General features: G+C 30.2%; 24 protein-coding genes. 18 read left to right on the top strand and 6 right to left on the bottom strand.

The features are described 5' to 3' along the window. Nucleotides 1-79 precede the first annotated feature (79 nt). Together U881_RS0106375 and U881_RS0106380 are read left to right on the top strand one after the other, a co-directional pair. Entirely contained in the window at nucleotides 80-1,348 is a 1,269-nt protein-coding gene (locus U881_RS0106375) for a hypothetical protein (protein ID WP_024653699.1), read from the top strand. A gap of 181 nt (nucleotides 1,349-1,529) precedes the next feature. Further along, nucleotides 1,530-3,389: a hypothetical protein gene (locus U881_RS0106380; RefSeq protein WP_024653700.1), complete on the top strand. Its 1,860-nt coding sequence runs from the start codon at nucleotides 1,530-1,532 to the stop codon at nucleotides 3,387-3,389. A 248-nt stretch (nucleotides 3,390-3,637) separates the two neighbouring features. On the opposite strand, the gene U881_RS0106385 is transcribed toward U881_RS0106380, so the two are convergent. The 6 genes from U881_RS0106385 to U881_RS0106405 form a co-directional block, all read right to left on the bottom strand. Continuing rightward, complete coding sequence (locus tag U881_RS0106385) at nucleotides 3,638-4,702, bottom strand: BTA121 domain-containing protein surface lipoprotein (RefSeq protein WP_024653701.1); 1,065 nt, start codon at nucleotides 4,700-4,702, stop codon at nucleotides 3,638-3,640. Nucleotides 4,703-4,930: 228 nt separating this feature from the next. Next, a complete protein-coding gene (locus U881_RS11590) occupies nucleotides 4,931-5,647 on the bottom strand; it encodes a BTA121 domain-containing protein surface lipoprotein (protein ID WP_024653702.1) in 717 nt (238 codons plus the stop codon). Nucleotides 5,648-5,850: 203 nt separating this feature from the next. Then, complete coding sequence (locus U881_RS0106395; protein WP_024653703.1) at nucleotides 5,851-6,888, bottom strand: BTA121 domain-containing protein surface lipoprotein; 1,038 nt, start codon at nucleotides 6,886-6,888, stop codon at nucleotides 5,851-5,853. 53 nt (nucleotides 6,889-6,941) lie between these two features. Continuing rightward, nucleotides 6,942-6,989: a KxYKxGKxW signal peptide domain-containing protein gene (locus U881_RS13780; RefSeq protein ID WP_152520702.1), complete on the bottom strand. Its 48-nt coding sequence runs from the start codon at nucleotides 6,987-6,989 to the stop codon at nucleotides 6,942-6,944. A gap of 483 nt (nucleotides 6,990-7,472) precedes the next feature. Beyond that, nucleotides 7,473-8,513 (bottom strand): BTA121 domain-containing protein surface lipoprotein, encoded by a 1,041-nt coding sequence (locus U881_RS0106400; RefSeq protein ID WP_024653704.1) that lies wholly within the window; start codon nucleotides 8,511-8,513, stop codon nucleotides 7,473-7,475. 157 nt (nucleotides 8,514-8,670) lie between these two features. Then, nucleotides 8,671-9,195 (bottom strand): BTA121 domain-containing protein surface lipoprotein, encoded by a 525-nt coding sequence (locus U881_RS0106405; protein ID WP_024653705.1) that lies wholly within the window; start codon nucleotides 9,193-9,195, stop codon nucleotides 8,671-8,673. Between the two features lie 242 nt (nucleotides 9,196-9,437). On the opposite strand from U881_RS0106405, the gene U881_RS0106410 reads away from it, so the two are divergent. The 16 genes from U881_RS0106410 to U881_RS0106485 all read left to right on the top strand — a co-directional run bounded on the left by U881_RS0106410 (nucleotide 9,438) and on the right by U881_RS0106485 (nucleotide 22,354). Beyond that, complete coding sequence (locus U881_RS0106410) at nucleotides 9,438-10,658, top strand: hypothetical protein (protein ID WP_024653706.1); 1,221 nt, start codon at nucleotides 9,438-9,440, stop codon at nucleotides 10,656-10,658. Between the two features lie 239 nt (nucleotides 10,659-10,897). Beyond that, complete coding sequence (locus tag U881_RS0106415) at nucleotides 10,898-12,106, top strand: anti-CBASS protein Acb1 family protein (protein WP_038363909.1); 1,209 nt, start codon at nucleotides 10,898-10,900, stop codon at nucleotides 12,104-12,106. Further along, nucleotides 12,106-12,687, top strand: coding sequence for a DUF1357 family protein (locus U881_RS0106420; protein WP_235048144.1), 582 nt, complete (start codon nucleotides 12,106-12,108; stop codon nucleotides 12,685-12,687). Before U881_RS0106415 ends, U881_RS0106420 begins: the two co-directional genes overlap by 1 nt. A gap of 71 nt (nucleotides 12,688-12,758) precedes the next feature. Beyond that, nucleotides 12,759-13,352: a DUF228 domain-containing protein gene (locus U881_RS0106425; RefSeq protein WP_024653709.1), complete on the top strand. Its 594-nt coding sequence runs from the start codon at nucleotides 12,759-12,761 to the stop codon at nucleotides 13,350-13,352. Nucleotides 13,353-13,529: 177 nt separating this feature from the next. Beyond that, on the top strand, nucleotides 13,530-14,453 hold the full coding sequence (locus U881_RS0106430) for a hypothetical protein (protein ID WP_024653710.1): 924 nt from the start codon (nucleotides 13,530-13,532) through the stop codon (nucleotides 14,451-14,453). Nucleotides 14,454-14,455: 2 nt separating this feature from the next. Further along, nucleotides 14,456-14,854, top strand: a complete 399-nt coding sequence (locus U881_RS0106435) for a DUF3890 domain-containing protein (RefSeq protein WP_235048145.1) — start codon at nucleotides 14,456-14,458, stop codon at nucleotides 14,852-14,854. Then, nucleotides 14,854-15,225 carry a hypothetical protein gene (locus U881_RS0106440; RefSeq protein WP_084538447.1) on the top strand — a complete coding sequence of 124 codons (372 nt, stop codon included), beginning with the start codon at nucleotides 14,854-14,856 and terminating at the stop codon, nucleotides 15,223-15,225. The genes U881_RS0106435 and U881_RS0106440 overlap by 1 nt, the downstream gene beginning before the upstream one ends. 63 nt (nucleotides 15,226-15,288) lie before the next feature. After that, nucleotides 15,289-15,870 carry a DUF764 family protein gene (locus tag U881_RS0106445; RefSeq protein WP_024653713.1) on the top strand — a complete coding sequence of 194 codons (582 nt, stop codon included), beginning with the start codon at nucleotides 15,289-15,291 and terminating at the stop codon, nucleotides 15,868-15,870. 50 nt (nucleotides 15,871-15,920) lie between these two features. After that, complete coding sequence (locus U881_RS0106450) at nucleotides 15,921-16,997, top strand: DUF787 family protein (RefSeq protein ID WP_024653714.1); 1,077 nt, start codon at nucleotides 15,921-15,923, stop codon at nucleotides 16,995-16,997. Continuing rightward, a complete protein-coding gene (locus U881_RS0106455; protein WP_024653715.1) occupies nucleotides 16,997-17,416 on the top strand; it encodes a DUF1463 family protein in 420 nt (139 codons plus the stop codon). Before U881_RS0106450 ends, U881_RS0106455 begins: the two co-directional genes overlap by 1 nt. 3 nt (nucleotides 17,417-17,419) lie before the next feature. Continuing rightward, a complete protein-coding gene (locus U881_RS0106460; RefSeq protein ID WP_024653716.1) occupies nucleotides 17,420-17,842 on the top strand; it encodes a DUF1473 family protein in 423 nt (140 codons plus the stop codon). Between the two features lie 70 nt (nucleotides 17,843-17,912). Beyond that, the gene (locus tag U881_RS0106465; protein ID WP_024653717.1) at nucleotides 17,913-18,131 is read left to right on the top strand and encodes a DUF1322 family protein; all 219 of its coding nucleotides are present in this window, start codon (nucleotides 17,913-17,915) and stop codon (nucleotides 18,129-18,131) included. A 12-nt stretch (nucleotides 18,132-18,143) separates the two neighbouring features. Continuing rightward, nucleotides 18,144-19,484, top strand: coding sequence for a hypothetical protein (locus U881_RS0106470; RefSeq protein ID WP_024653718.1), 1,341 nt, complete (start codon nucleotides 18,144-18,146; stop codon nucleotides 19,482-19,484). A 30-nt stretch (nucleotides 19,485-19,514) separates the two neighbouring features. Beyond that, nucleotides 19,515-20,144, top strand: a complete 630-nt coding sequence (locus U881_RS0106475) for a DUF792 family protein (protein ID WP_024653719.1) — start codon at nucleotides 19,515-19,517, stop codon at nucleotides 20,142-20,144. Between the two features lie 50 nt (nucleotides 20,145-20,194). Beyond that, nucleotides 20,195-21,298: a hypothetical protein gene (locus tag U881_RS0106480; RefSeq protein WP_235048146.1), complete on the top strand. Its 1,104-nt coding sequence runs from the start codon at nucleotides 20,195-20,197 to the stop codon at nucleotides 21,296-21,298. Between the two features lie 147 nt (nucleotides 21,299-21,445). After that, nucleotides 21,446-22,354, top strand: a complete 909-nt coding sequence (locus U881_RS0106485) for a DUF693 family protein (protein WP_024653721.1) — start codon at nucleotides 21,446-21,448, stop codon at nucleotides 22,352-22,354. The last annotated feature ends 72 nt before the right edge of the window (nucleotides 22,355-22,426 follow it).

The raw sequence follows: 22,426 nt of genomic DNA on the forward strand, positions 1-22,426 counted from the left end.
TTTTTGTTTATGAGCCAGTATTACAAATTGTATAGATGGATCATGTAAAAATTGTAAATTTTAAAGGAGTTACGAATAAATGAGTAAATTTACTATGCGTAAAATTAATCTTCTTATGTGTGTAAGTGCCTTAACATTTAGTTGTAAGTTTGTTGATGGTTTAAATTCAGGTGGACCTTTGCCTAGAGGTGAAGAGATTGCCAAGGAAGCTCATGAGTTGATTGATACCGTTTTTAAAAAACCTTTAAATGGTGCTGAAGATGGTGTGGTATCACCTGTTGTTGATTTGGGATCTAAAGCTATTGATGATATTACAAAAGGAGCTGTTGGCAATGCCGTTGCTGGTATTTCAGGAGAAGCTGGTGATATTGTTTCTGGTATTGCAGAAGGAGCTGGTAGTGTTGCTGTAGGTCTTTTAGACACGGTTGGTGGTACAGTTGGTGGTGATGTTGTTGATATTGCTCAAAAAGTTGGCAGTTCTGTAATTGGTGGTATAGCTGATGTTGCAGATGCTACTTTAAATCTTTTGCAAGATACCACTTCTGATATTTCTGGTAATTCAAGTCAAGATACTACTTCTACTGCTTCTCCTATTGGTGATATTGTTGCTGGTATTGCAGAAGGGGCTGGTAGTGTTGCTGTAGGTCTTTTAGACACTGTTGGTGGTGATATTATTGATATTGCTCAAAAAGTTGGCAGTTCTGTAATTGGTGGTATAGCTGGTGTTGCAGATGCTACTTTAAATCTTTTGCAAGATACCACTTCTGATATTTTTGGTAATTCAAGTCAAGATACCACTTCTACTGCTATTCCTACTGTTGTTATTGAGCCAAGTAAAGAAACTGCTTCTAAGTCTGTTGTTGGGGGATCATTTAAGAGTGGTCAAAAAGAGTTTTATGGACATAGTGATAATCCATTAAATAGATTCTTTAGTTGGTTAAAAGACGATGAAGAGAAATGGAATGCTTTGATAGATGTAATGTCCAAATTTGCAAATGCAAATATAGTGAAAAATCGAGTAAATGCTCAAAAAGAATTACCAAGCTTCTATTTTGCTTATACTGATATTTTCTCTTATGGAGATGAAGGTAAATATTTAGTTGCAATCGATAACGATGTTGATTCTGTAGTTACAAATGGTATCTATTTTAACAGTTTCCTTGATGATTACAATAATAAAAATCCTAATGATTTTTCTTATACTGGTTTAAGATTGGCAGTAAGAGAATGTTACTATGCAGGTCAAAAATTTGGTGTTAAGTACGATAAGATCTATGATTATTTGATATTCTTCTTTAGCGGAAATTCTTTTAAAAGTTCGTTAATACGAAATTCTGTCAAAAAATAAAGATTACCCATAAATTTTTGCTGACCTATTATTTTGATTGTGTTCTGAAGTTTTAAAAACTTCAGAACGATTTTTTTGTTTTTTCTTTAAATGACACTGATGCTTAATTAGTGTTTTTTTTGTAGATTTGCTGTATAATTTTTTTATTCCAATATCTGTGAATCTTGTAAGGAGTTTGGGTATGGGAAATTTTTGTATTATTGTCTTACTTTTGAGTATTTCGACGCTGAGTTGTAAGTTTTATGATCCTGGAAATCAGAGGTCATTGTGGAATGATAGTACTGGTTTTTCTCAAGATGTTAAAGATTTTTCTTCGTCTTCCTTGCAAAAAGTTGACGATTCTGTTGGTATTAAATTTGATAAATTGATTAATAAAGACGTAAAAAAATTGAATGTGAGTGGAGCCTCTGATATTGCTTCTAAAGATAAAGTTTCTTCTAAAGATAAAAGAGATATTAAAGATGTTAAAGCAGAATTAGATAAAAATGCTGATAAGCAGGCGGCTGGTAATCAAGTTGCAGTTGCGGTTGATGGACAGAAAGTAGATGGGGTTGTTCAGGACAAAGCTATTGAAGGGCAATTGGCACTGGCTAAGGATCTAGGAGTAATTGATGAGCAGAAGGCGAATGTTAATCAAGAAGCACAGAAGGGACACAAAGAATTACAAGATGATAATCATTTGAAAGGTAAACAAATAGCAGAAAATGATGGTAAAAGTTTGGGTGGTATTGATCAGTTAGGTGATTTTGGTGGTGATTTGGATGTTGATTCTGGTATTGAATTTCATGCTGGTGTTATTTCAGGGAATGTTGGTGGTCAGGGATTGGAGATTGCTGTTATTGATCAGCAAAATCAAAATCAAGAACAAAATCAAGAACAAATTCAGACTGATACTGTTGCTTTGGTTGATGATTTGGTTGATAATGTGGAAAAAGCTGGTTTACAGGATGGTAAATCTGTGGATAAAATAGATTCACATGTAGTAACTTTACCTGTGCTTCCATTTAATAAGCTTTCATCTGGTAAGATTACTGATAAGATTACGTCTGAGAATCTTATGGCTGATAATAATATTGTTAATAATACTTTCAAAGATGAAAAAGGAACCACTGTTCTTAAGGATAAGAGTGGTAAGAGTAGGAGTGCTGTTGTGCCTCACATGCAAATATCTCAGACATCTCAAACACAAAATGTAAAGGCAAAAACTGATGCTGGCAATACTAAATCTGTGGGTAGGGCAGATAAATCTAATAGTTCTGATTCTTTGGTTGAAAGTGAAATTGTTGATGGTGTTGTTAGTGGAATTGTTCATGGAATTGAGGATGGAGTTGGAGCCGTTATTAGTGGAGCAGGAGCCGCTATTGGTGTTATTCATGATGCTGGAACTTTTGTTATGGACAGGTTGCAAAGCGTGGGATCTGGTATGTTTAATGGTATTGATCCTATTTCTTATGTTCCAAATTCGCGAGACGGAACGCCTTTGGGTTTGACTGCACGTGAGTCACAGATACTTGTTCGTTTGGAGGGTTACTTAAGGGATGCAATTAAGGTTAATGGCAGAGCAGGAGAACAGAGTAAATTTGAAGTTGGTCATAAAAAGTTATTTGATTGGTTGAAACAAAATGATACTGATTCATTGAAGCGAAAAGAATTGGTGCAAGCTCTTGAGGGAATATATCAATTTATTAAAGATAAGAGCCCTTATTCTGATGAACTTCAAAATTGGGTTGCAAATGTTTCTTGGGACATAAAGGCACAAAATATTATTGTTGATATTTATAATGACGATCAGTTGGATGATGATGAGATTGATCTTTTAATAAGAAATACTCTTAGATTTGATAAATATCGGGGAACTATTGTGAGTTTGTTATTTCAGACATTGTCTGATACTTTTTATGATAGTGTTAATGATAGTGCTAAATCTGGAGAACAGATATTTCAAGATCTAAGAGATGCATTTTCTGAGACTTCTTCAAAAGGGGCAAATATTAGAGAGTTGAAATCTATAATTGAATCTAGTATGCAAATTGTAGATTAGTTTTTTATAATAAGCATAGTTTTAGGTACAGTATTCAAAAAAATACCCTGTAATATAAGAACTTGTCTTGTATTTTTAAGATAAGTTCTTATTTTTTATATCCTCAAAATAAATGGAAATCTCCATCTGATTATTTGTATCTAGATGGAGATTTTTTATTATTTCTCTTTTGTGTTGCAATTTAATTAATCAATCTTTAAACACTGCTTAAATTGACAAACATGCTACCTAAAACACCACTTGTGGCTTTATGTCGTGCCACCTTGCATGCCACTTGCTGTACTTGTATCACCTGTATCAGCACCTGTGCCACTTGGTTTTGGATTCTCTACATACTGTTTTACTTTGGTGTAGAGTGTATCAAATTCATCAAATTTAATTGCAATAATTTTTTCTTTAATATCATCAAATTGAGTCTTATCAGGCTCAAAGGCTTCTTTAATTAAGTTGTGGAAATTTCTGTTAGCTTGATTGAGTGTTTTCTTGAATGTTTTTTTATTTGTGTCGGAATCATTGATTTTGCTGATCTCAGTTTGTGTATTTTCCTTTTTGGTTAATTGTTCGTGGATCTTGTTAAGTATGTCTGTAAGACCTTCTTCTTCTATTGCTATTATAAATTGATTAAATTTGTCATGTGTATAAATATTGCCATTGCGATTATTTGTTATAAACCTCTTGAAATAGTTGAATCTATATACAAGTTTGTGTGGGTATATATTTTGTATTATCGTGTCTGCATCTGTAATTCGGTTTATTTCCTTATCTATTTCTTCAATATCTTCAATAGATATACTTTCGATACTTGTTTTTAGATCCTCAAAATCTTCATGACTAATAGTTTTTTTAAGCTCTGCTTGGTAAGTTTCTATTGCTGTTGTAAATCGAGTATCAAGGTCTTCTATGACTGACTTTCGTTGTTCTTCATCGTATATAAATTTTGATACGTATTGTAATTGTGTTTTTATTTTTCTTTGGATTTTTTCTACTGTTTTTATATTTTCAAGCATTTCTTGTATTCTTGCTACTTTTAAATATTCTAATAATTTATTTATTTTGTCATTATCCCATCTTTTATCATTCGTTTTGTCTTGTAAAAGGGTTATTAAGTAGTAATTGAGTGCCTTTCTGTATTGAATATCTATTTCTTTAATTATAGTACGATTCAGTCCATGTTGTGTTGGTGTTGGTTTTTGGTGTTGTGATTGTGTGGTCTTTGTATCAGTGTCTTTGGTTTTTTGTGGAACCTTTGTTTGTTGGGGCTTGCAGTTTAGTACTATAGAAGCAATAATCAGTACCCATAAGCGTTGTTTCATAAATATTCTCCATTTCTTTTTTTTATGTACATTAATACTTAGTTTTCCTATGTATATCATAATGTAGTGTGCTTTGTATTACAAGTATGTTTATAGGTTTTTTTTATTTTACTTTTGTATTTTATTAATTATGATTGCTGATAATGTTTTGCCTGAAGGTAAATGATTGTAAACTTGCTGTGATTTAGGTTTTGTATTTTATTGATAATACTTGAGGTTGAATTATCGTCAATAGCTTTTATGATTGATTTTAGAGTATTCAAACATGTCTTCAATGTCTTTTGGGTTTGTATTTATTACCAATTTATTAAATAAGTCATAGATATTTTTGGGGTTTTCTTCTTTGGAATTGTCTGTTGTAGATTTTATTAGGTAAAATAAGTGTCCTATGTAATGATAATCTAGATTGTCTAATATCTTTTGTACAGATATAGCCCGTTTAAGTTCGGCTTTTATCTCTATAATCTCATCGGTAGGGATGTTTTGAATATTGGTTTTTATTTTGTCTAAAGAATTATTGCTTGCAGCTATTTTAAGATTTTTTTTGTAGTCGTTTATTATTTTTGTGAAGCGTTTATGTAGTATGGGTTTTTGTGGGTCATGATCGTATATCTTGTTAAGATCGTCTTCTATATTTTTGTTGTTTTCAAATATTTTTGTCATATTTTTAAGCATTTCTTTAATTTTTATTGGTGTTAGATATGTTACAAGTTCATTGATTTTTGTTTGTGTATAAGTTTTGCTACCTGGTGCTATTGAATTGTCTGTTAAAGTTTGTATTAAAAAGTCTAATGCTTGCTTTTCTTTTGAGTTTAGTTGTACCGGTATGTTATCTTTTATTGTTTCTGTAGGAATCTTTTCTTTTTGCTGATTGCAGCCTGTTATAAGATATAAAATAGTGGGTAACCATAAATATTTTTGCATAAATATTTTACATTCTTTCAAATTCACCTCATTATATATATCATAATATCGTGTTGTATAACAATATTATCTCTAATTTTATAATGTAGTATTATGTTTGTACAATTGTGATTGACATATTATCAACAATTGATTTAATTGTTTGATTATGCTTGAAATAAATTAAAATCTTCATCTGTAAGATGAAGATTTGTTCTTTTGGTTTTGCATTATAATTTAATTACTTAATTGGTTGAGCTACCTCCTGGTTTATTTTTTTGTAAATCTTTTACAATTTGTCTTGCTTGATTTAGAATTGTGTTGATCTCGTTAGGAGGATCAACTTTTTCAATTTTTATTTTAACATTGTCAGCAACAGTTCTATCAGCAGTACCAATAGCTTTTCTTATTGATATTTGATAAGTTCTTCTGATTTCTTTTATCGTTTTCTTTAATTGATCTTTTTCTTGATTATCACCACTGATTTTTTTAAGCTCATTTTTTGTATTTCTTATTATAAGAGTTAATTTGCTTCTTATCTTTTTAAGTATTTCATTGAGTTTTTTTGCTTTTAGATTGATTAAAAGTTGATTATATTGTTCATTTGTATAGGGGTCATTGACTGTTATAGTAGGGTCCTTTAAAGCTTCGTTGAAAAGTTCATATGCCATGTCATTGTCTGTATCTACCTGCAATCTTATACTTGTCATTTGTTTGTTAATCTCTATATCCTTCTCTATTTGTCTTATCTCATCAATAGGTACATTTTCAATGTTGGTTTTAACTTCATCAAAAGAATCTGTATTGGTAGCTCTTTTAAGATTTGCTTTGTAATTGATCATTGCCTGTTCCAATCTATTTTGGAATTCAGTTTTTTGTGGATCATCGTTGAACATTCTCTTTATTTCTTTTTCTAGTTTTTCGTCGAGATCCAATCTTGCCTTAATATGTGTAAGCATTTCTCTTATTTTTTCTGCTTTTAAATGTATTGAAAATTCATTTATCTTCTGATAAGGTTGGATATCTTGGGCTATAGTCATATCTTTGACGGTTGATTCTAGAAAGTTAAATATGAGCCTATCTGCTAAACTCAGTTCTCTCATTATATGAGCATTTGATTGACTCTCTTGTAGTGCGTATATTGTTCTTGGATCTAATTTTCCATTACCACCAGTATTGTCACCAGCACTTCTGATAGTTCTTGTTTTTTGAGGACTACAGCTTATCAGTAAAGATAAGATCATCAGCAGCCATAAATATCTTAGCCATAAGTGTTTTTTCATAAATATTCTCCATTTCCTTAAAGATTTATTTTAGTTACCCATAGCACAATTAATCATATATAGCAATACGTGTAAACCCATCTTTTCTTTGACTTGTGCATAATATACGAACAAATAACGTCTCAACATTGCTTTAAACAGGTTTCTAAATAAATGTTTATTTATTATATTAGTAATTTTGTAAAAATGCAACCGTTGTTCATTTGTGTTTTATTTTGTATTTCATTTTGATTTTACTTGGAAGGTTAGGTTGACCTTCTACAATCAGTTTGATGGTTCTATCTAGGTTAGATATATTATTAGTTGATTAAATTTGTCATTTGTATAAGTAAGGATTTAGCATATCTAATATTCTTTTGATCTTTAAAGTTTGGTCTAGCTAATCTGAAAATCTCCGTCTAGAAATAGACGGAGATTTTTTATTTAATTTTGTTTTGTTTAAACAATTTTATCTATTGCTTAAATTTGTATCAAAAATTTTGTCATATAGCTATAGATTCTTTAAAGTCTCTTTTCTTTTAATACCTAGTGTATATAATCGGTGCGTTATCGTGCATAAAATTATCAACAAGCTTATAATATTTTCATCCCATTGGGTTTGGAACATCTCTTATACCATCTTTTGGTGTACGTTTTTGACTTTGTGCTTGAAGGATTTGCTTTTGTGATTGATCTTTGATTGTTTTAAATTTTTGTGGAGATGGAACTCCTTCAATCTTTTGTTTAACAGTATTAGAGTTAGAAGTGTCATTACCAATGGCTTGTCTAATTGATTTTTGATATTCTTCTTTGGCATTTTTTATTTCTCTTTCCAAATTGGCTTTTTGTGTTGGATCATCGATTTCTTTAATGAAGTCTTCTGCATTACATGCGTTCTTGATTTTTTGCATAATATTTTTAAGCATTTCTTTCATTGTGTCTGTGCCCATATCTAATATAAATTTATTAAATAGTGCAAATGTATAAGTTGCATCTCCTGCATTATTATTTGTTAAAGTTTCTTCTAAGAAATCAAATGCATTTGACATTTCAGTGCTGAAAGAGTCTACTATTTTTGTAATATCTACGGCATCTTTTGTTTCTTCTGCTATTTGTTTAAGCTGATTAATAGATATGTTTTGAATTTTATTCGCAATAATATCAAAAGAATCCTCACCAGCAGCTGTTTTAAGATTTTTATTGTATTCATCTATTGCTGTTTGTAATTGATTGATCAACTTATCTCTTTGTGGTCTGTAAGTGGGGATTAGTGCTAAGTTGGTTTCTATATCTTTTTTGAGTGCTAATGCTTCTTTAATATTTGCAAGCATTGTTTTAATTTTTATTGGTTTTAAATACGTTATGAGTTTGTTAGACTCTTCATCTGTATACGTTTTGCCATTTGGGTTTATTTTGTCATTCTTAAGGATTTGTAATAAAAACTTTAATGCATCCTCCTCTTGTGCATCTAGTTGTGCGTTTATATTACCAGTTGTTTTGTCCTTTTGTTTTAATGAACTCGTTTCTGTTGTTTGGGGCTTTGTGTGACTTGGATGGTCGCTTTGTTGTCCATCTTGTGTTGGCACTTCTAATTTACAGCCCATTAATAAATATAAAGTAATAAATAACCATAAGTGTTTTTGCATAAATATTCTCCATTTTTAAAAAAATTGTTTATCGTATATGTATATCATAATTATCTAGATATGACAATATCCTTGTTAAGACCCAGTAAAGCATTCTCATTAATTAGATATTATCCTTATTTGAGGACTTGTTTAAAAATTAAATATTTTATTGGTTTTATTGTTGTGCTTGATTTTTGATATTTTCAAACTGATTAGCATCATCATTTACTTTAAGATTGTTATACATACTGTCAAAATCATTACTGCTGGCTGCTTTAAGCATGGTTTTAGATTGTTTTTCTGCTTCCTGTAATTGATTGGTTAGTTGATTTTTTTGATCTTCAGTAGTGATTTTTGCAATAGCATCTTCTGCTTCACGTTTTGTTTTTAAAGTTTTTACAATATTTTCGAGCACTTTTTTTAGTTTAGTTACGTCTGCATATACTATAAAATCATCGATCTCTTTGTCAGTATGAGTTTTGCTTACATTTGCATCTATGGTGCTGTCTTTTAATGCATCTCTTAAGAATGCCAGTGCCTCTTTTTCATCTTGGTCTAGTTGATTTATGATAGTTGCAGCCTGTGATTCTTGTTTTTCTGCTTGTGTTGCTTGTGTAGGGTGAGTAATGTTTTGAGTAGGATTTTTATTAAATTTGGGATTGCATCCAAGTAAAGATAGTATGGTAACAGTTTTAGCCATTTGTGCATAATGTTTCCTTTAAAAAATATATCTTGTAAGTAAAGATAGCACAATAAATGGTTTTAACATAAATGCTTTGACTATTGATGTATATTGTTTTAACTTATTTTTTTGTATGAAATATTTCAATAACCATTTTATCAATCTGATTTATATGACTATTCTTTAAATTTGAATTTATTGATGTATATTTACTGACTTTAGTATTTAAAAATTTATTTCAGTTTGTAAGGAGGAAAATAATGAAAATATGTAAAATTTTTATTTCTCTCTTGACTATCTTATCATTTAGTTGTAATTTGGCTGAATTTTTTGATAAAGATTTTAAAGGGGAAGATGGTAAAGGGAGAGATGTTTTATCGACTATTATTGAGGGTTCAGAGCGTTTTTTAGATAGTCTTCTTGAAGGAGATGTTGAATATGAATATTATTATGTTGACGAAGAGGGCAATTACTTTGATGAACATGATAATGCTGTTATTTTAAACGAAGATGGTACTTTTGTTTATAAGGACAAAAATATTGTTGTTGATGCTGAAGGAAAGTCTAAGGTTTTAAAAGATGATGATAAGCTTGATGTGTCTGCTGGGGAGAAAGGATCAGTTTCTGAGCTTGTTGGCAAGTTGAGTTCTGGTGTTAAAGAAAAAGTTTTTGGTAACGCAGATAAGGGTCAAGAAGCTTTGGTTCCTCAGGTATCTCAAGTTGCAGCTAAGGGTTCCGATTTAAAATCTATGGTTGCTAAGGTAGAAGGCGATGTTAAGGGTTCTATTAGGCAAGTTGTTGCTGCTCCTGTTCTAAAGGCTAAAAAACCTGCTTCTGTTGCTCCTAGACGTGCTTATAATAATACCTATAACAATACTCCTCAAAAACTTGTTAGGACTCACTGCAAATTTTATGATCTTCGTCCAGGAGAGAGGGCTTCAAAATTATATATTTCTGAAGATGAGCGAAAGATGTTTAATTTCTTAGAAAAACATATTAAAGATACCATTGATTTTGCTAAAAATCTTCCTAATCACGATGAGATTAAGCGTAGATATGAAAAATTGATGACTAAGGCAAAAGAAGATACTCTTGCTGGTGAGTATAGAGTTTTGGATTTGGGACGAGCTACTAAAAAGCTTTATGACTATGTGAAAAGCAATGCTTCAAATTCAGCAGAGATAAAGAAATTAATTGAGCTTGGTTTAGCTGATCAAAATAGCGTTTTATATAAATCCAACATCAAGTCTGTTAGTGATATTAAAAATTATGATGATATTTCAGTTATAATTAATTTTGCTCTTACTGACAAAGGTAATTCTAACTCTATAAGAACATTCTTTGAAGCATTGGCAGGTAATATGCGTTATGTTTATACTTCTGATGAAGTTGAATTTTTGCAAGAATTAGTATGGAAGATTGACTCTAAATTTCAAAATAATGATCCTGCTTTTATTAAACTTAAAGAAGAATTGCGTTAAAAGTGCGAAAAGAAATTTATATTGATATCTTTGCTTAATGCAAAGAGTCAACAATCATCTTAAGTATGCTACCCAGAGACTTTGAGTCTTGGGTATCCTTTTTTTTAAAATATATATATTAATAATGTATATGTTATATCTGCTTTAGAATAGACATGATATAAAAGATTACAATAATTATACTTATTATTTAATTATATTTAGTTTACAAGATTAAATATTATTGATATAATTAATGTATGACATTTAAAAAAGAGATGAATGATTTTGAATATACATTATTTAAAAGATATAGGATAGACCCATTAAATCTTTATAGGTATTCATTGTTTTTTAGGAATTATATAGAAAATTCAGCAGAAGACGCATTAAAGTGTGGAATTGGATTGGAATTTGTAAAAAAATCTGTTGATTTTAATGATTTGCAATCTTTGGCTCTGGAACTTTCAAATGCACTTCTTGAGGCCATGATAAGTTATAGATTTAATGGTGCTGGATATATTTTAATTAAACCTAAAGATTTAGATGAAGATTTAAGTAGAGCTGTTAATGATGAATTGCCAGTTGGATTTAAGTATTTGGATTATAAGCGAATAAGAGATGATCAGAGTAGTGATTATTTAAGGTACATCCAAGATAATGGTACGTCTATTGTTTTGCATAAAAGTAGAGTTATAATTCATGAAAATTTTGATCATGTACTGGGTGAACATACACCAGTTTATACTCAAAGCTTGCTTTTAGATATCTGTCTATTGGAACAGATATATGCCGAGATAGAAAAACGTATTGGACAATATAATTTTTTGTTTTACAAGGATGAGCAGTTGGTTGGGCTTATGGATGCCTTGCAAAATGCCAAAGACCAGATAAGTGGTTTTGAAAATAAGAGCAAGGGATTGTTTTCTGCTTTTTTTAAAAATGATGCTAAGCAACAAAATTTGGAAACTGTGGATTTTGAGCTTAGCCGTGTAATTGAAAGACTAAAGAGTGGTCTTAATAATGATGGAGTATTTTATAGTGCAGATGAGGGAGCAAGTTTGCAGGTTATTAAATATGATCTCTCATTTTTAAAGGATGCATTTGAACTTGTAAAGGCAAAGATTGGAGCTGATAGTAAAGAACCACTTACTAGAAATTTTAATGAGCAGGTAAAGGGTTTGGGAAGTGATGGCAAGGGAGATCGGACTAACTATATTGATTTTTTGCGTACTGTTCAAGAAGCGGCAGCATTTTCGGTTAATCTTAAGCTTAATAAGTATTATAGGCTTAATATGTATTTTAATGATCTAGTTGTACTTAGCGAAAAAGAAAGATTGGAAAAAGATAAGGTGTTTCTTGATGTTTATTCTAAATATCTGGATATTTTGAAGTCAAATTCTTTAAGTGATGATGAGATAGAACTTTTAAATAGTAAATTACATTTTAATTTTAGGAGGTTTGGTTGATGGAAGCGTCTGGTGTTAATGCAAAAGAAGAATTTGAAGATGGCAATAATATTGCTTTAAATCAAAATTTGAGTATTGATAATACACATAAACTTGATAATGAACTTGACCATAATATCAATAATTATGATAATAATATCAACAATGATGTCAATCATAATGAGTTGCTTTCAAGGGCTGTTTGGATTACAAGACTTGCTGATGACAATTTAAGTTTAAATTATAATACAAAAGAACTTATTAATGCAGGTCATGTACTTGGTGAGGTTTTAGATATTCAAGTATGTGAGCTTATTAAAAAATATGTTGATGAAAAGCAAATATTGGCAGTTGCAGGTAAGCTTGATATACGCAATTTAAGTAGTCAGGTTAAAGATATATTACTAAGACTTGCAAGTGTAAATATTGATTCATTTAAAAATACCAATAATTCATATGGTCTTATGAGTTTTAATAAAGGCAATAAAGAGGAGGTGTTAAATTTAAGAAATACAAATCATAGATTAAAAGATTATAAAGATTTAAGACGTGCAATTCTTAATGAATGGAAACAGATTAAGCAAGATTTTTATAATGTTTAGTCTTAATTTTTTAAATTAAATTAAAATTAGTAGATTATAAATAAACATTAGATACATTAAGGAGAGTATTTATGGCAGATAAAAGCGAATTAGAAGCCAGTGTAAATAGACTTACCAGAGAAAAAAAGAGACTTGAGAGTGAAGTTGCATCTTTAAAATCGGGTAAGCAATCAGAAGTTTTGGAGAAACTTGAAAAACATACCACAAATCCAGCCGTTTTTGACAGAGGCGTTCAGCTTAAATCATCTGATTTTTATTTTGTTCATAGAGGGGGATTGCAGTATTCTTTGGCAGATAAGCTTGAAAATTATCAGGCTGTTGGATTTTGCTATAAACGTGGGGTTAAGCTGATTGTTCAAGATGTCATGTCACCTTGTGTGTCACGTGGTGGAGGTAATGATCTTTATGGGGTGTGTATAGATTATGATGATCTTACACGAACGGCAACAGTAATTTCTATTGCAAATAGTTTTGAGTGTGTTTTATTGGCAGAGGCTAGTATTAAGATTGGTGACAAATTGGTTTTTGATGATATGGGCATTCTTACAAAGGTTAAGACTACGGCTACTTATATGCATGCTATGGCCTTAAGTGATGCTTTGGAATTTAAAGACAAGCCAGGATCTTATGGTGTTAAAGTGATGCTTTTAAGTAAACCTTTATAGGCAAATAGAGGTAACTAGTTTATTGCAGATTTATTTGCCAAATGAGTTTGCCAAATGGGTTTGTCAGATGGGTTTGTCAAATTTATTTGTAACAAATAAATTATTTGAATGAATTTTGCTGCAATTTTGTAGATTGTTTTGTCAAAAATTAGTTACAAATTAAGGAGATAGTGAACATTGAATGAAAATTTATTTAATAATGAAGAATTTATAAATACTCTAAGGGATTCTATTGTTGTTGATAAGCCAATTCCTGAGTATTATCATTTTTTTGATGATGAGCAAATAGAGATTAGCGATGCATCACTTGCAAGTGAGCGAGTTATTAAGTGGAACTCAAGTATAATCGATTTGCCAACACTTAAGGTAAATGATTTTAGTACCGTTGCTACTATTAAATTTAAAAGGCAGGTTGTTTTTGTCAATTATTTACCTTTTCAATATGCATTTACGTATTATGCGCCTGATGGCAAATTGGATATTCAGGCAGTTAATAATATTAATATGAAAGAAGGACTTAAGTATTCATTGGCACAAATACATAGACTTTTAAGTTCGCATTATTTAAGAGGTGGTTTGTCTTTTGCAGGTTCTAAGGAGCGAACTCTTTTGGTTGATGATTTGAATCGAGAAACTATGTATGGACTGCTTAATATTCCAGGACAGATAGATAAAAGTGTTAAGGTTGCTAGGATTTTTGATTTAATAAAGGCTTGTAATGATGAGATTGATAATATCAATTTGGAAGATGAGCGAGACGTGCCTTTTAGAGTTCTTACAACTCCCAAGGTTAAGGCAAAATTGCTTGAGCGATTGAGCAATAATAATTATTCGTATAAAGACATGTTGTTTGATTCTCTGCGGGCAATAAATAATGATGCCGATATTGATTTTGAGACTACCAATTTATTGAATGATGAGATCTTAATTTATCCAAGAAGTTCTAAGCTTTTACTCTTAAAAGATGGGCATCCGCCAGTTGTAAATGCGTATACACAGATTTCAAGTAGCAATTTTAGAACTAGTTTTTTGGACTTTTCTATTGGTAGCATTCTTGCAAGTGAAAAATCAATACTCAGATTTAAAATAATTTGGATTTAATAATGAGTAATGAGGACTTGGATAAAATTTTAGAGGATATTTATAATAGGGTTTTGGAATTGCTTATGCTTAATGCTTTGGATTTGAGTTTTGCGAAATTTAATTTGTATATTCTTTTGCTTAGTGATGTTTTGCTTAGTAGAGGTTTAGAACTTAGAGATTTAAATTCAAGTAATGTGTTTTTGCTTATTTATTACTTTATTGGATGTGAGCTTAAGAAGCGAGGAAAACTTTTGTATTTTGATTCGGGGAAAATTAAGTCTGAGCGATTGGGTGAAATATCGGTTGAGTATTCGGATTATTCATTGCGTTGTGAATTATTGAATGATTTTTGTTTTGCTTTTGATAATCTTGTTGAGAATATTAAGGCTAATAAACATATTGTAATTGGGGTTGTGTGATGGATGCCATTAATTTAGCCATAATTCGTAATATCGCAAGATATACGCAACCAATGTTTTTATTAAAAAAAAATTTAGTTAGAAATAGAGTTGATTCTTCTTATGAAATTCAAATTGACAAGAGTAGTCCTATTAAATTTGATGGTGTGTTTTTTCTTAGTGGTGAGCATAATATTGAACTCTTTAATTCTAATATATTTGTCAAAGAAATTTATGCTAAAGCTTATACTCTGGATGTTGTTGATTTTAATGCGGGAGAGCAATTATTGGTGGAAAGTGATCTGATGGAAATCTTAAGTGTAAGTAGACATTTTAATTTGTGTTTGGATCATAGATTTAGATATACTGTTTTAATGCTAAAAAAACTGTAAGTTGTTAAACTTTAGGTTTAAAATTTTAAGTTTAAAGTTTAAATATTAATTTGGAGAATATTTGTGTTACTTAATTTACATGAATCACAAAATTTTTTGATAAAAATACTGTTTAAATTTAGAGATTATTTGAAAGAGCGTTCTTTAAATATAAAGATTGTAAATTCTTATAAGCCCTTGTATTTAAATGACCTTAGGAGTAAGAGTTCTTATCTTTTGGTAATAAAACCAGAAGGTTTTGATTCATTGGGTAGTAGAGGTTTAAAAAGTGGAAGCTTTTATGAAAATGTTAATGAATTTGGATTTAAATTTATGCTTTTCTTCTTTGGACTTGTTGGAGATGTTGGTGAACTTAAGGTTTATATTGGTTTGCATAATATTTATGAGTATTTTTTGGAATTTTTGTATGATAATTCATTTAAATTCGAGTTTTTAAAATCAATAGCAGCAGATAGGGAATATGTTTTGCATTTAAATTATTATTTAAAATTCACAAGTGATTTGGTAAATGGAGGTTTTGTTAATGCTTCTTGTAATGGACTTAAGGGTGTATTGGGATTTAGTCAAAATTACAGAGCAGATATACAGGTTATTGAAAATAAAAGAGATTTAATAACTTTAGAAAATGGAATAACAAAAAAATAAATTAAAAATTAAATTAAACTTAAAAATTAAATTTAAAAATAGGAGATAATATGCCACAAGATACAATTAATGTCAACTTAATTGAAGATAGCGTTAAATTAACTAGCATTGGTTATTATAGTCCTTTGCTTATTTATAAGAGTGATGTTTTAAGTAAAGGTCATTTTGTTTTAACTGGTGGAAGTTTTCAAGATACCTTGACTTCTATTAAGGTTAAAGATGAGGTTAAGGTAGATGAAGTTAAAGTTAAGTTGGCTACTGATCAGATTGAGTTTTTGATCAAAAGTAGCAGTGATTTTTTTAATGAAGAGGGACTTAAGTCTTTTGATCTTTTTATTTACAAAAATATAAAAGATGTGGTTAGCTTTTTAAAGAAAAATATATATGCGTTTGTCGTTTTTGTTGATACGCTAAAGGAAAATTTTAAATCAGAATGGGATTTGGTTAAAAGTTTTGTCAAATTTGTAGTATTCCTTACAGATTTAAATAGACTGCCTGAGTTTTTGGAAGTATTGCCACTAGACCAGAGAGATGGTGTTATTTTGATTTATGATAGTGGTCATGATAATTTGCATCTTAAATTTATAGCTAAGTATTTATATGAGGCTAGCATTTTTCATTCTGTAAATCCTTATGGAATGACATTACGCTCAAATCCAATTTATGATCCAACCTTGATTGATAGTTTAAGGCGTAATAATATTAATTTTTATTCTCTATTGAATGAAACTGGTAGAGATGGCGTCTTTGCGTTTAAAGAGGCGGTTGATTGTTCATCAATGCCAATTGATGAGGCATTTACGTACTACCTCTTAAAAAATGAGTCAACGCGTGAGCTTATTCGTATTTGGAATCATAATAATAGGCAAAATAGTAAACTTGGTGAATTAAAATTTGCCGATGGAAGACCCAATGCTTACACAGCAGGACTTGAATGTTTATTTAAGGAATTTAAAGAAAGGGGACTTGTTGTGTCTTTCAGTGACATTAAATTTACACTTAAGAAAGATAATATTTTGGGTTTGAATTTGTCTATTAGCGTTAAATATAATGACAGCTTTAAGAGTGTTGTACTTAATATCAGTAGTTCCGATATTAATGATTATTTAAGACGGGAGGTTGATTGATGAAAGATTATTATTCATTAGAGTTGGTGTTTTTTAGTTTTGCAGGTATGCTTATTGATAGGGGTAAGTTACAATACTCAACTTCTCCAAATATTATGGCAACTGCTAGTACTGAGGATCGTAATATCCCAATTCCAAGTTTTAGGGATCCAAGAACCGTTATTCACATATTTAGTTTAGAGATTACTAAAGGATCATTTGATTATAAGATTTTAACTAAACTTAGTAATGAGCAATTTTATGGTTCAAATTTTAAAAGAGATAAGCTTAAATCATTGGTTTTTAATGACCAGATGGGACTTAAGATTATTTCTAATAGTGCATTTTTTTCTGAAATTCCAAGTAGAACTTATGCAAGTAGCAGTGATACTGTAAATTTTGTGATTCATGCAATCAATTGTGAAGTCGATAGGATTTGATTTATGAGATATAAACTTAAAATTTTAACCAAACTTAAAACTTATGAATATGTTGTAAGAGATATTCCCATGTATTCTTGGGATTCTATTTTGGGATTTGATTCAAATCAAGAAACTTTAAGACGTGAACTAAATAATTTGCATACTTTAAAGAAAATAACTTCCCTTATGATATCTCCATCTTTTTTTGATGAATTTTATGACATCATTAATAGTGATAAGGAGCATTCATTCTTATATAAATATTCGCTACCCACTATTCTGTTTGCCATTGAGTATTCTTTGGTTGAAAAGATAGCAGGCTTGCAAAAACCTAATTTGGTTTATCTTGAAAGTTTTCAAGATTCGTGTGGGACTTTTGTTAAATATTCATATATTGATGAGAGATGGAATTATGATGATTTGATGTTAAGAGAAGTTGGTTGATTTTAAAAAATTATAAAAAACTATAAAAAATTATAAATGAAATTTAATGAATAAAATTTAAGGAAAGTTTATGAATCGTAATGAAATTTTAAATGAGTATTTGAGTTATTTGAGATATTTGAGAAGTGAAACCTGTAAATATTATTTTCCCGTATTGATGGGGGTTTGTACATTTGGTGATATTAAAAAATATAAATATGCTGAGCTTATAGAGATCAATAAAATTGCCAATTTTAAGCTTAAAAAAGAAGTGTATGAAAGTATTTTGACTTCAAATTTATTGAGTTGATGGAGATTTGTTATGAATTTAGGCATTGATACTGTAAATGAGGTTCTACCGCCTTCTAATTTTAATATTGGATTGGATGAATATTTAAAATCAAAATTTGACTTAAATGATGAAAGCTTTATACATTGCTTGCCCAAATCATTGATGCTTCCAAATATTTGTCCTTTTAGTGAAGAATTGGATAGTGATTTTGATTTAATTGAATCTTTAATTTTAGACTCTCTTTCAATACCTATTTCTCTTGATAATTTACCTGGTTCCAATTTGTCACATATAAATGAGTCCCATCTGGATTTATCACGTTTAAATATGCCACCTCATTTGGGTTTGGATGTATTTGATGCAAAAAATATGGATGCAAAACAAAATGCAGATACCCTATATTCAGATGTTTTTAAATATTTAAATCTAAATTCAGCTTCCAAAGCACGTATTGGTATGATTGATGGTTTGGAATATTTAAAAGGTGGTTCTGCATTGGGAATTGATGATGTTACTTATGATAAATTTGAAACACAAAAGATCAAGAGCGTGCTTGCAAATACAGGTAAATTTGATACTCAGGTGGATGTTAATGATTTTATTCGTCAAACTGCTGGTTTTAAATCACTCTTACCAGAAAGTTTATTACCAAATAATGGGGAAAAGTCAAATGATATGCTTTTTGACATGATTAAATTTGCAAGCAATTTTAAAAATAAAAATCAGTCAAATAATGATGCTGTTTCTGTTATCTACAAGCTATTTAGTGATGATACCTTGTCTTCTAGTTCTCAGAGAGACAACTTTTCTGCTTTGCCTTATGATCCTGTTCGTAGTTTTAAAGAGCAGTCTTTCAAAATTCCACCACTCAAACTACCTATGAGTACTGGCTTTGATGCACCTACTGCGAATCTTTTTGCAAATTTGATGTTGGGTGGTAATAAATTGGATTCCTTAAGTGGCTTAAATTTAAATGATACTTTCAGTAATACTTTCAGTGATCCTTTAAATGACACTTTCAGTGGCACTTTCAGTAAAAATTTAGATTTAAGTGGAAATGCAGGAATTAAGCGTGCTGTTAATTTAGATGATGGTCTTGATTTAGATACCAGTTTTAATTTGGATAATATAAAATTGAATGATGTTTGTGATGATGTGATGCTTTTGGGAGAGATTAGAGATTTGCTAAAACAGGTGTGTGACATAGATTTGGAAAGAGATATTGTGGAGCCTTTAAGCATTTGTTTGTCTAATATTGAGACTGCCATTAATTCTTTATCAGATGTAATAAATCTTAATTCTAAAAATGAGTCTCTTAAGAGTGATATTGATTTTGGTAAGATGGGTAATTCAATTTCACAAATTCCTTGAAATTGAGGATTTTTGTTTTTGTGATTTTAAATGGTTTTGTTAGTAAATTTTGTTAATAAAATTGATGAGGATATTTATATGTTAAGTAAATTTAATATTTCAAGTGGAAATATAACATCAATGATTTTGGAGGTGGTTAATAATACTTTTAGTCTTGCAGTCTCACCCAATTTTATCGTTCTATTTCCTCGTCCCGATTTTAAAGGGTCTGTGTATGTGCCTCAATTATTTGTTATTTTGCCAAAATCAAAACCTCCTGAGGAAAGTTTTAGTAATATCAGTAATGAACAGGCAGCCGTTAATGTTGATAGTGCTCAGGGTGAGTTTTTTAATTATAATGTTTCATCAAATCCAGAGATAATTAATATTTCTAATGGGATTTTGTCTTCTGTTTATGATAAGGGTTTGGTTGAACTTTTAAAAAAAACATCTTTTGCAAATAGTGTTTTGGAGTTTGATACCAATTTTGTAAAATTGCATTTTAGGGAAAAATTTAAGATGGGTGCTTATTATTCTGTTTATGGTCCATTGCTTGGATTTCATGAAGTTGCTATTATTAATTCTTTAAAATTTATGGATACTGCATTCATTGAAGAGATTAATGTTAGTTTGCGAATTAAAATATTAAAAACTTTTAATTTTTTTACTTATAAAGGTTAAAATATAATTATACAATTATTCATATGATAATCTTATTTAGGAGAATGTTTATGGCTAAATTTAAATTTAAATGTATTGTATTTTTATTCTTTGTGCTTTCTAATCTTAATGCTAATTCTTCATCGCCTTTAGTTAGGCCTTTTGATTTTGCCAGTTGGAATTTTGAGAGAGATATTGAAGAAGCCTATGAGGCAAGTTATGAAGTTATAGATGGCCTTTTGGTGAATGTTGATGATCCAAATAAAAATGGTAAGGCAAAACAGATTCTGTCTAAAATTTTAGAGCTTGAGGGTTATTATAAATGTCTTGTGAATTTGATACGAGATAATCTTTTTTTGCAAGTGGAAGATGAGTTTTTAAGAGATTATGGTCAGTATTTTGATGATGATGTTTTTACTGAAACTGATAATAGATTTAAACAATTAATAGAGATCCCTATGGAAGATTCTTTTGGTAGGTATAGACATCGAGTTTTGACTTTTAGCAATAAAACTTGGATTAAAAATCCAGATTATACCAAGTTATTTATTAAATTGCAGATTAAAGAAATTGAGTTTGTTGAAAACTATATTAAGCAAAAACTTGGTATTGCATTAACCGCAAATGGTCGCAAGGGAACTCCTGTTAGTAGATATGATAATAATTCTGAAGATGATTTTGATTATCTTGAAAGAGAGAGAACGTATGGTGTTGTTCCAAGCTATGACAGATCGGAGAGTCGTTTCTCAAGAAGCCAGCGGCCAAGCTCTGAGAGTGCAGCAGCAAATCGCTCTTCAAGAAGCCAGAGACCAAGTTCTGAGAGTGCAGCAGCAAATCGCTCTTCAAGAAGTCAGAGACCAAGTTCTGAGAGTGCAGCAGCAAATCGCTCTTCAAGAAGTCAGCGGTCAAGCTCTGATTATGAGAGTCGTGCGCAGCAATCTGCTCCAAGACAGCCAATTCCTAGATCTCTTCAAGAGCAGGACAGTTCCAAATCGCGGGTAAAGGGTGTTAAACCAACTAATATTAGGAGGGGAAATTTAAGACCAAGTAGTACAAGACCTAGTCTTAGAAGACCTGGTAGTGATGTTAGACCAAATTTTATAAGACCTCTTGTAAGACCGCTTGGTGACAAACCTGTGCCTTATAGGAGAAATAGGGAGCATGATGATAATTGATAAATTTAAAGAGTCTTGAAAATTTAATAGGTTTTTGTGAGTATTGATATAGTCTCAAATGTAATTTAAGACTATATCTAAGACGTAATCGGAGATTGTAGTTGGAGATGTAATCGAAGATTATTTTTGAAATAGATAGGGAATTATATGTTGTTATTTCAATATGACTTTAAAATAGAGTTTTATGGCAATGATCTTGTTTCTGAACAGAGACCTAAATTAGTAATAGAGACAAAAAATGGAGCACCCATTGTTAAAATTTTAATTAGTAATGAATATTCCTATGTAGGTTCTCTACGTTGGAAAAAAGCTTGCGTTAAATTGTTTAATGTGCCTTTGAATTTTAGTAAGGCGTTACAACATGGGGATGTTGTTAGAATATATTATAAAAAATTTGCACATGAAGACAATTTAGGTTTTAGATTTGTGATGGCTGGATATATGGGTGCTCTCATTAATTTTGATTGTCAAAATGGTGATGTTGTTTCTCAGTTTGATATTTATCTTTTGTCTCAAGATACATTTTTTAACAAAAAACTTGATGTTAAAGATTACACAGGTAAGTCTCTTAAAGATGCAATTGATTTGGCATTGCCAGGCCAAGCCGTTATGTATCTGAGTGAACAAGATAAAGAGAGTATGATTGTTGAGGGTTTTTACGTATCTACTTTAGTAGAATTTGTAGAAAGACTTATTGGGCGATATGTTCAATTGATTTTTGTTGATATTGGAAATTTGGATTTTAAGGTTGATACTAAATTTATATTCATTAATTTTAATGGATTTGGCAGCCTTCAAAGCCACCAAAAACTTGCAGATTTTGTACCTATTTTTTCTCCACAAAAAGAAATGAGATTTGTGGGTAGGGCGTCTATTAATTTTTGGAATGTTTCTGTTCTCTTTACAGATAAAATTAAAGTTGGAGATTTGATCCAATTTAATGATAGGCATGGAAAGGTTATAAAGACTATTGTTCAACAGACTAGTGCTGAACTTAGTAATGTGGGTAATTGTATATTAAAATTAAGTCTTTATGACGAATCTAATGTTTTATAAATATTGGTAATTTAATTTATTATTTATTTTTACTTGATTTTATAATGTTTTTATTTGAATTTTTAATAAGGA

Origin of the sequence: Borrelia persica No12 (genome assembly GCF_000500045.1) — a bacterium.
Taxonomy (GTDB): domain Bacteria; phylum Spirochaetota; class Spirochaetia; order Borreliales; family Borreliaceae; genus Borrelia; species Borrelia persica.

What these genes read in the sequence shown, in the direction of transcription:
- U881_RS0106375 (WP_024653699.1), top strand. Translation starts at nt 80, where the DNA reads ATGAGTAAATTTACTATGCGTAAAATTAATCTTCTTATGTGTGTAAGT.
- U881_RS0106380 (WP_024653700.1), top strand. Translation starts at nt 1,530, where the DNA reads ATGGGAAATTTTTGTATTATTGTCTTACTTTTGAGTATTTCGACGCTG.
- U881_RS0106385 (WP_024653701.1), bottom strand. Translation starts at nt 4,702, where the DNA reads ATGAAACAACGCTTATGGGTACTGATTATTGCTTCTATAGTACTAAAC.
- U881_RS0106395 (WP_024653703.1), bottom strand. Translation starts at nt 6,888, where the DNA reads ATGAAAAAACACTTATGGCTAAGATATTTATGGCTGCTGATGATCTTA.
- U881_RS0106400 (WP_024653704.1), bottom strand. Translation starts at nt 8,513, where the DNA reads ATGCAAAAACACTTATGGTTATTTATTACTTTATATTTATTAATGGGC.
- U881_RS0106405 (WP_024653705.1), bottom strand. Translation starts at nt 9,195, where the DNA reads ATGGCTAAAACTGTTACCATACTATCTTTACTTGGATGCAATCCCAAA.
- U881_RS0106410 (WP_024653706.1), top strand. Translation starts at nt 9,438, where the DNA reads ATGAAAATATGTAAAATTTTTATTTCTCTCTTGACTATCTTATCATTT.
- U881_RS0106415 (WP_038363909.1), top strand. Translation starts at nt 10,898, where the DNA reads ATGACATTTAAAAAAGAGATGAATGATTTTGAATATACATTATTTAAA.
- U881_RS0106420 (WP_235048144.1), top strand. Translation starts at nt 12,106, where the DNA reads ATGGAAGCGTCTGGTGTTAATGCAAAAGAAGAATTTGAAGATGGCAAT.
- U881_RS0106425 (WP_024653709.1), top strand. Translation starts at nt 12,759, where the DNA reads ATGGCAGATAAAAGCGAATTAGAAGCCAGTGTAAATAGACTTACCAGA.
- U881_RS0106435 (WP_235048145.1), top strand. Translation starts at nt 14,456, where the DNA reads ATGAGTAATGAGGACTTGGATAAAATTTTAGAGGATATTTATAATAGG.
- U881_RS0106440 (WP_084538447.1), top strand. Translation starts at nt 14,854, where the DNA reads ATGGATGCCATTAATTTAGCCATAATTCGTAATATCGCAAGATATACG.
- U881_RS0106450 (WP_024653714.1), top strand. Translation starts at nt 15,921, where the DNA reads ATGCCACAAGATACAATTAATGTCAACTTAATTGAAGATAGCGTTAAA.
- U881_RS0106455 (WP_024653715.1), top strand. Translation starts at nt 16,997, where the DNA reads ATGAAAGATTATTATTCATTAGAGTTGGTGTTTTTTAGTTTTGCAGGT.
- U881_RS0106460 (WP_024653716.1), top strand. Translation starts at nt 17,420, where the DNA reads ATGAGATATAAACTTAAAATTTTAACCAAACTTAAAACTTATGAATAT.
- U881_RS0106465 (WP_024653717.1), top strand. Translation starts at nt 17,913, where the DNA reads ATGAATCGTAATGAAATTTTAAATGAGTATTTGAGTTATTTGAGATAT.
- U881_RS0106470 (WP_024653718.1), top strand. Translation starts at nt 18,144, where the DNA reads ATGAATTTAGGCATTGATACTGTAAATGAGGTTCTACCGCCTTCTAAT.
- U881_RS0106475 (WP_024653719.1), top strand. Translation starts at nt 19,515, where the DNA reads ATGGTTTTGTTAGTAAATTTTGTTAATAAAATTGATGAGGATATTTAT.
- U881_RS0106480 (WP_235048146.1), top strand. Translation starts at nt 20,195, where the DNA reads ATGGCTAAATTTAAATTTAAATGTATTGTATTTTTATTCTTTGTGCTT.
- U881_RS0106485 (WP_024653721.1), top strand. Translation starts at nt 21,446, where the DNA reads ATGTTGTTATTTCAATATGACTTTAAAATAGAGTTTTATGGCAATGAT.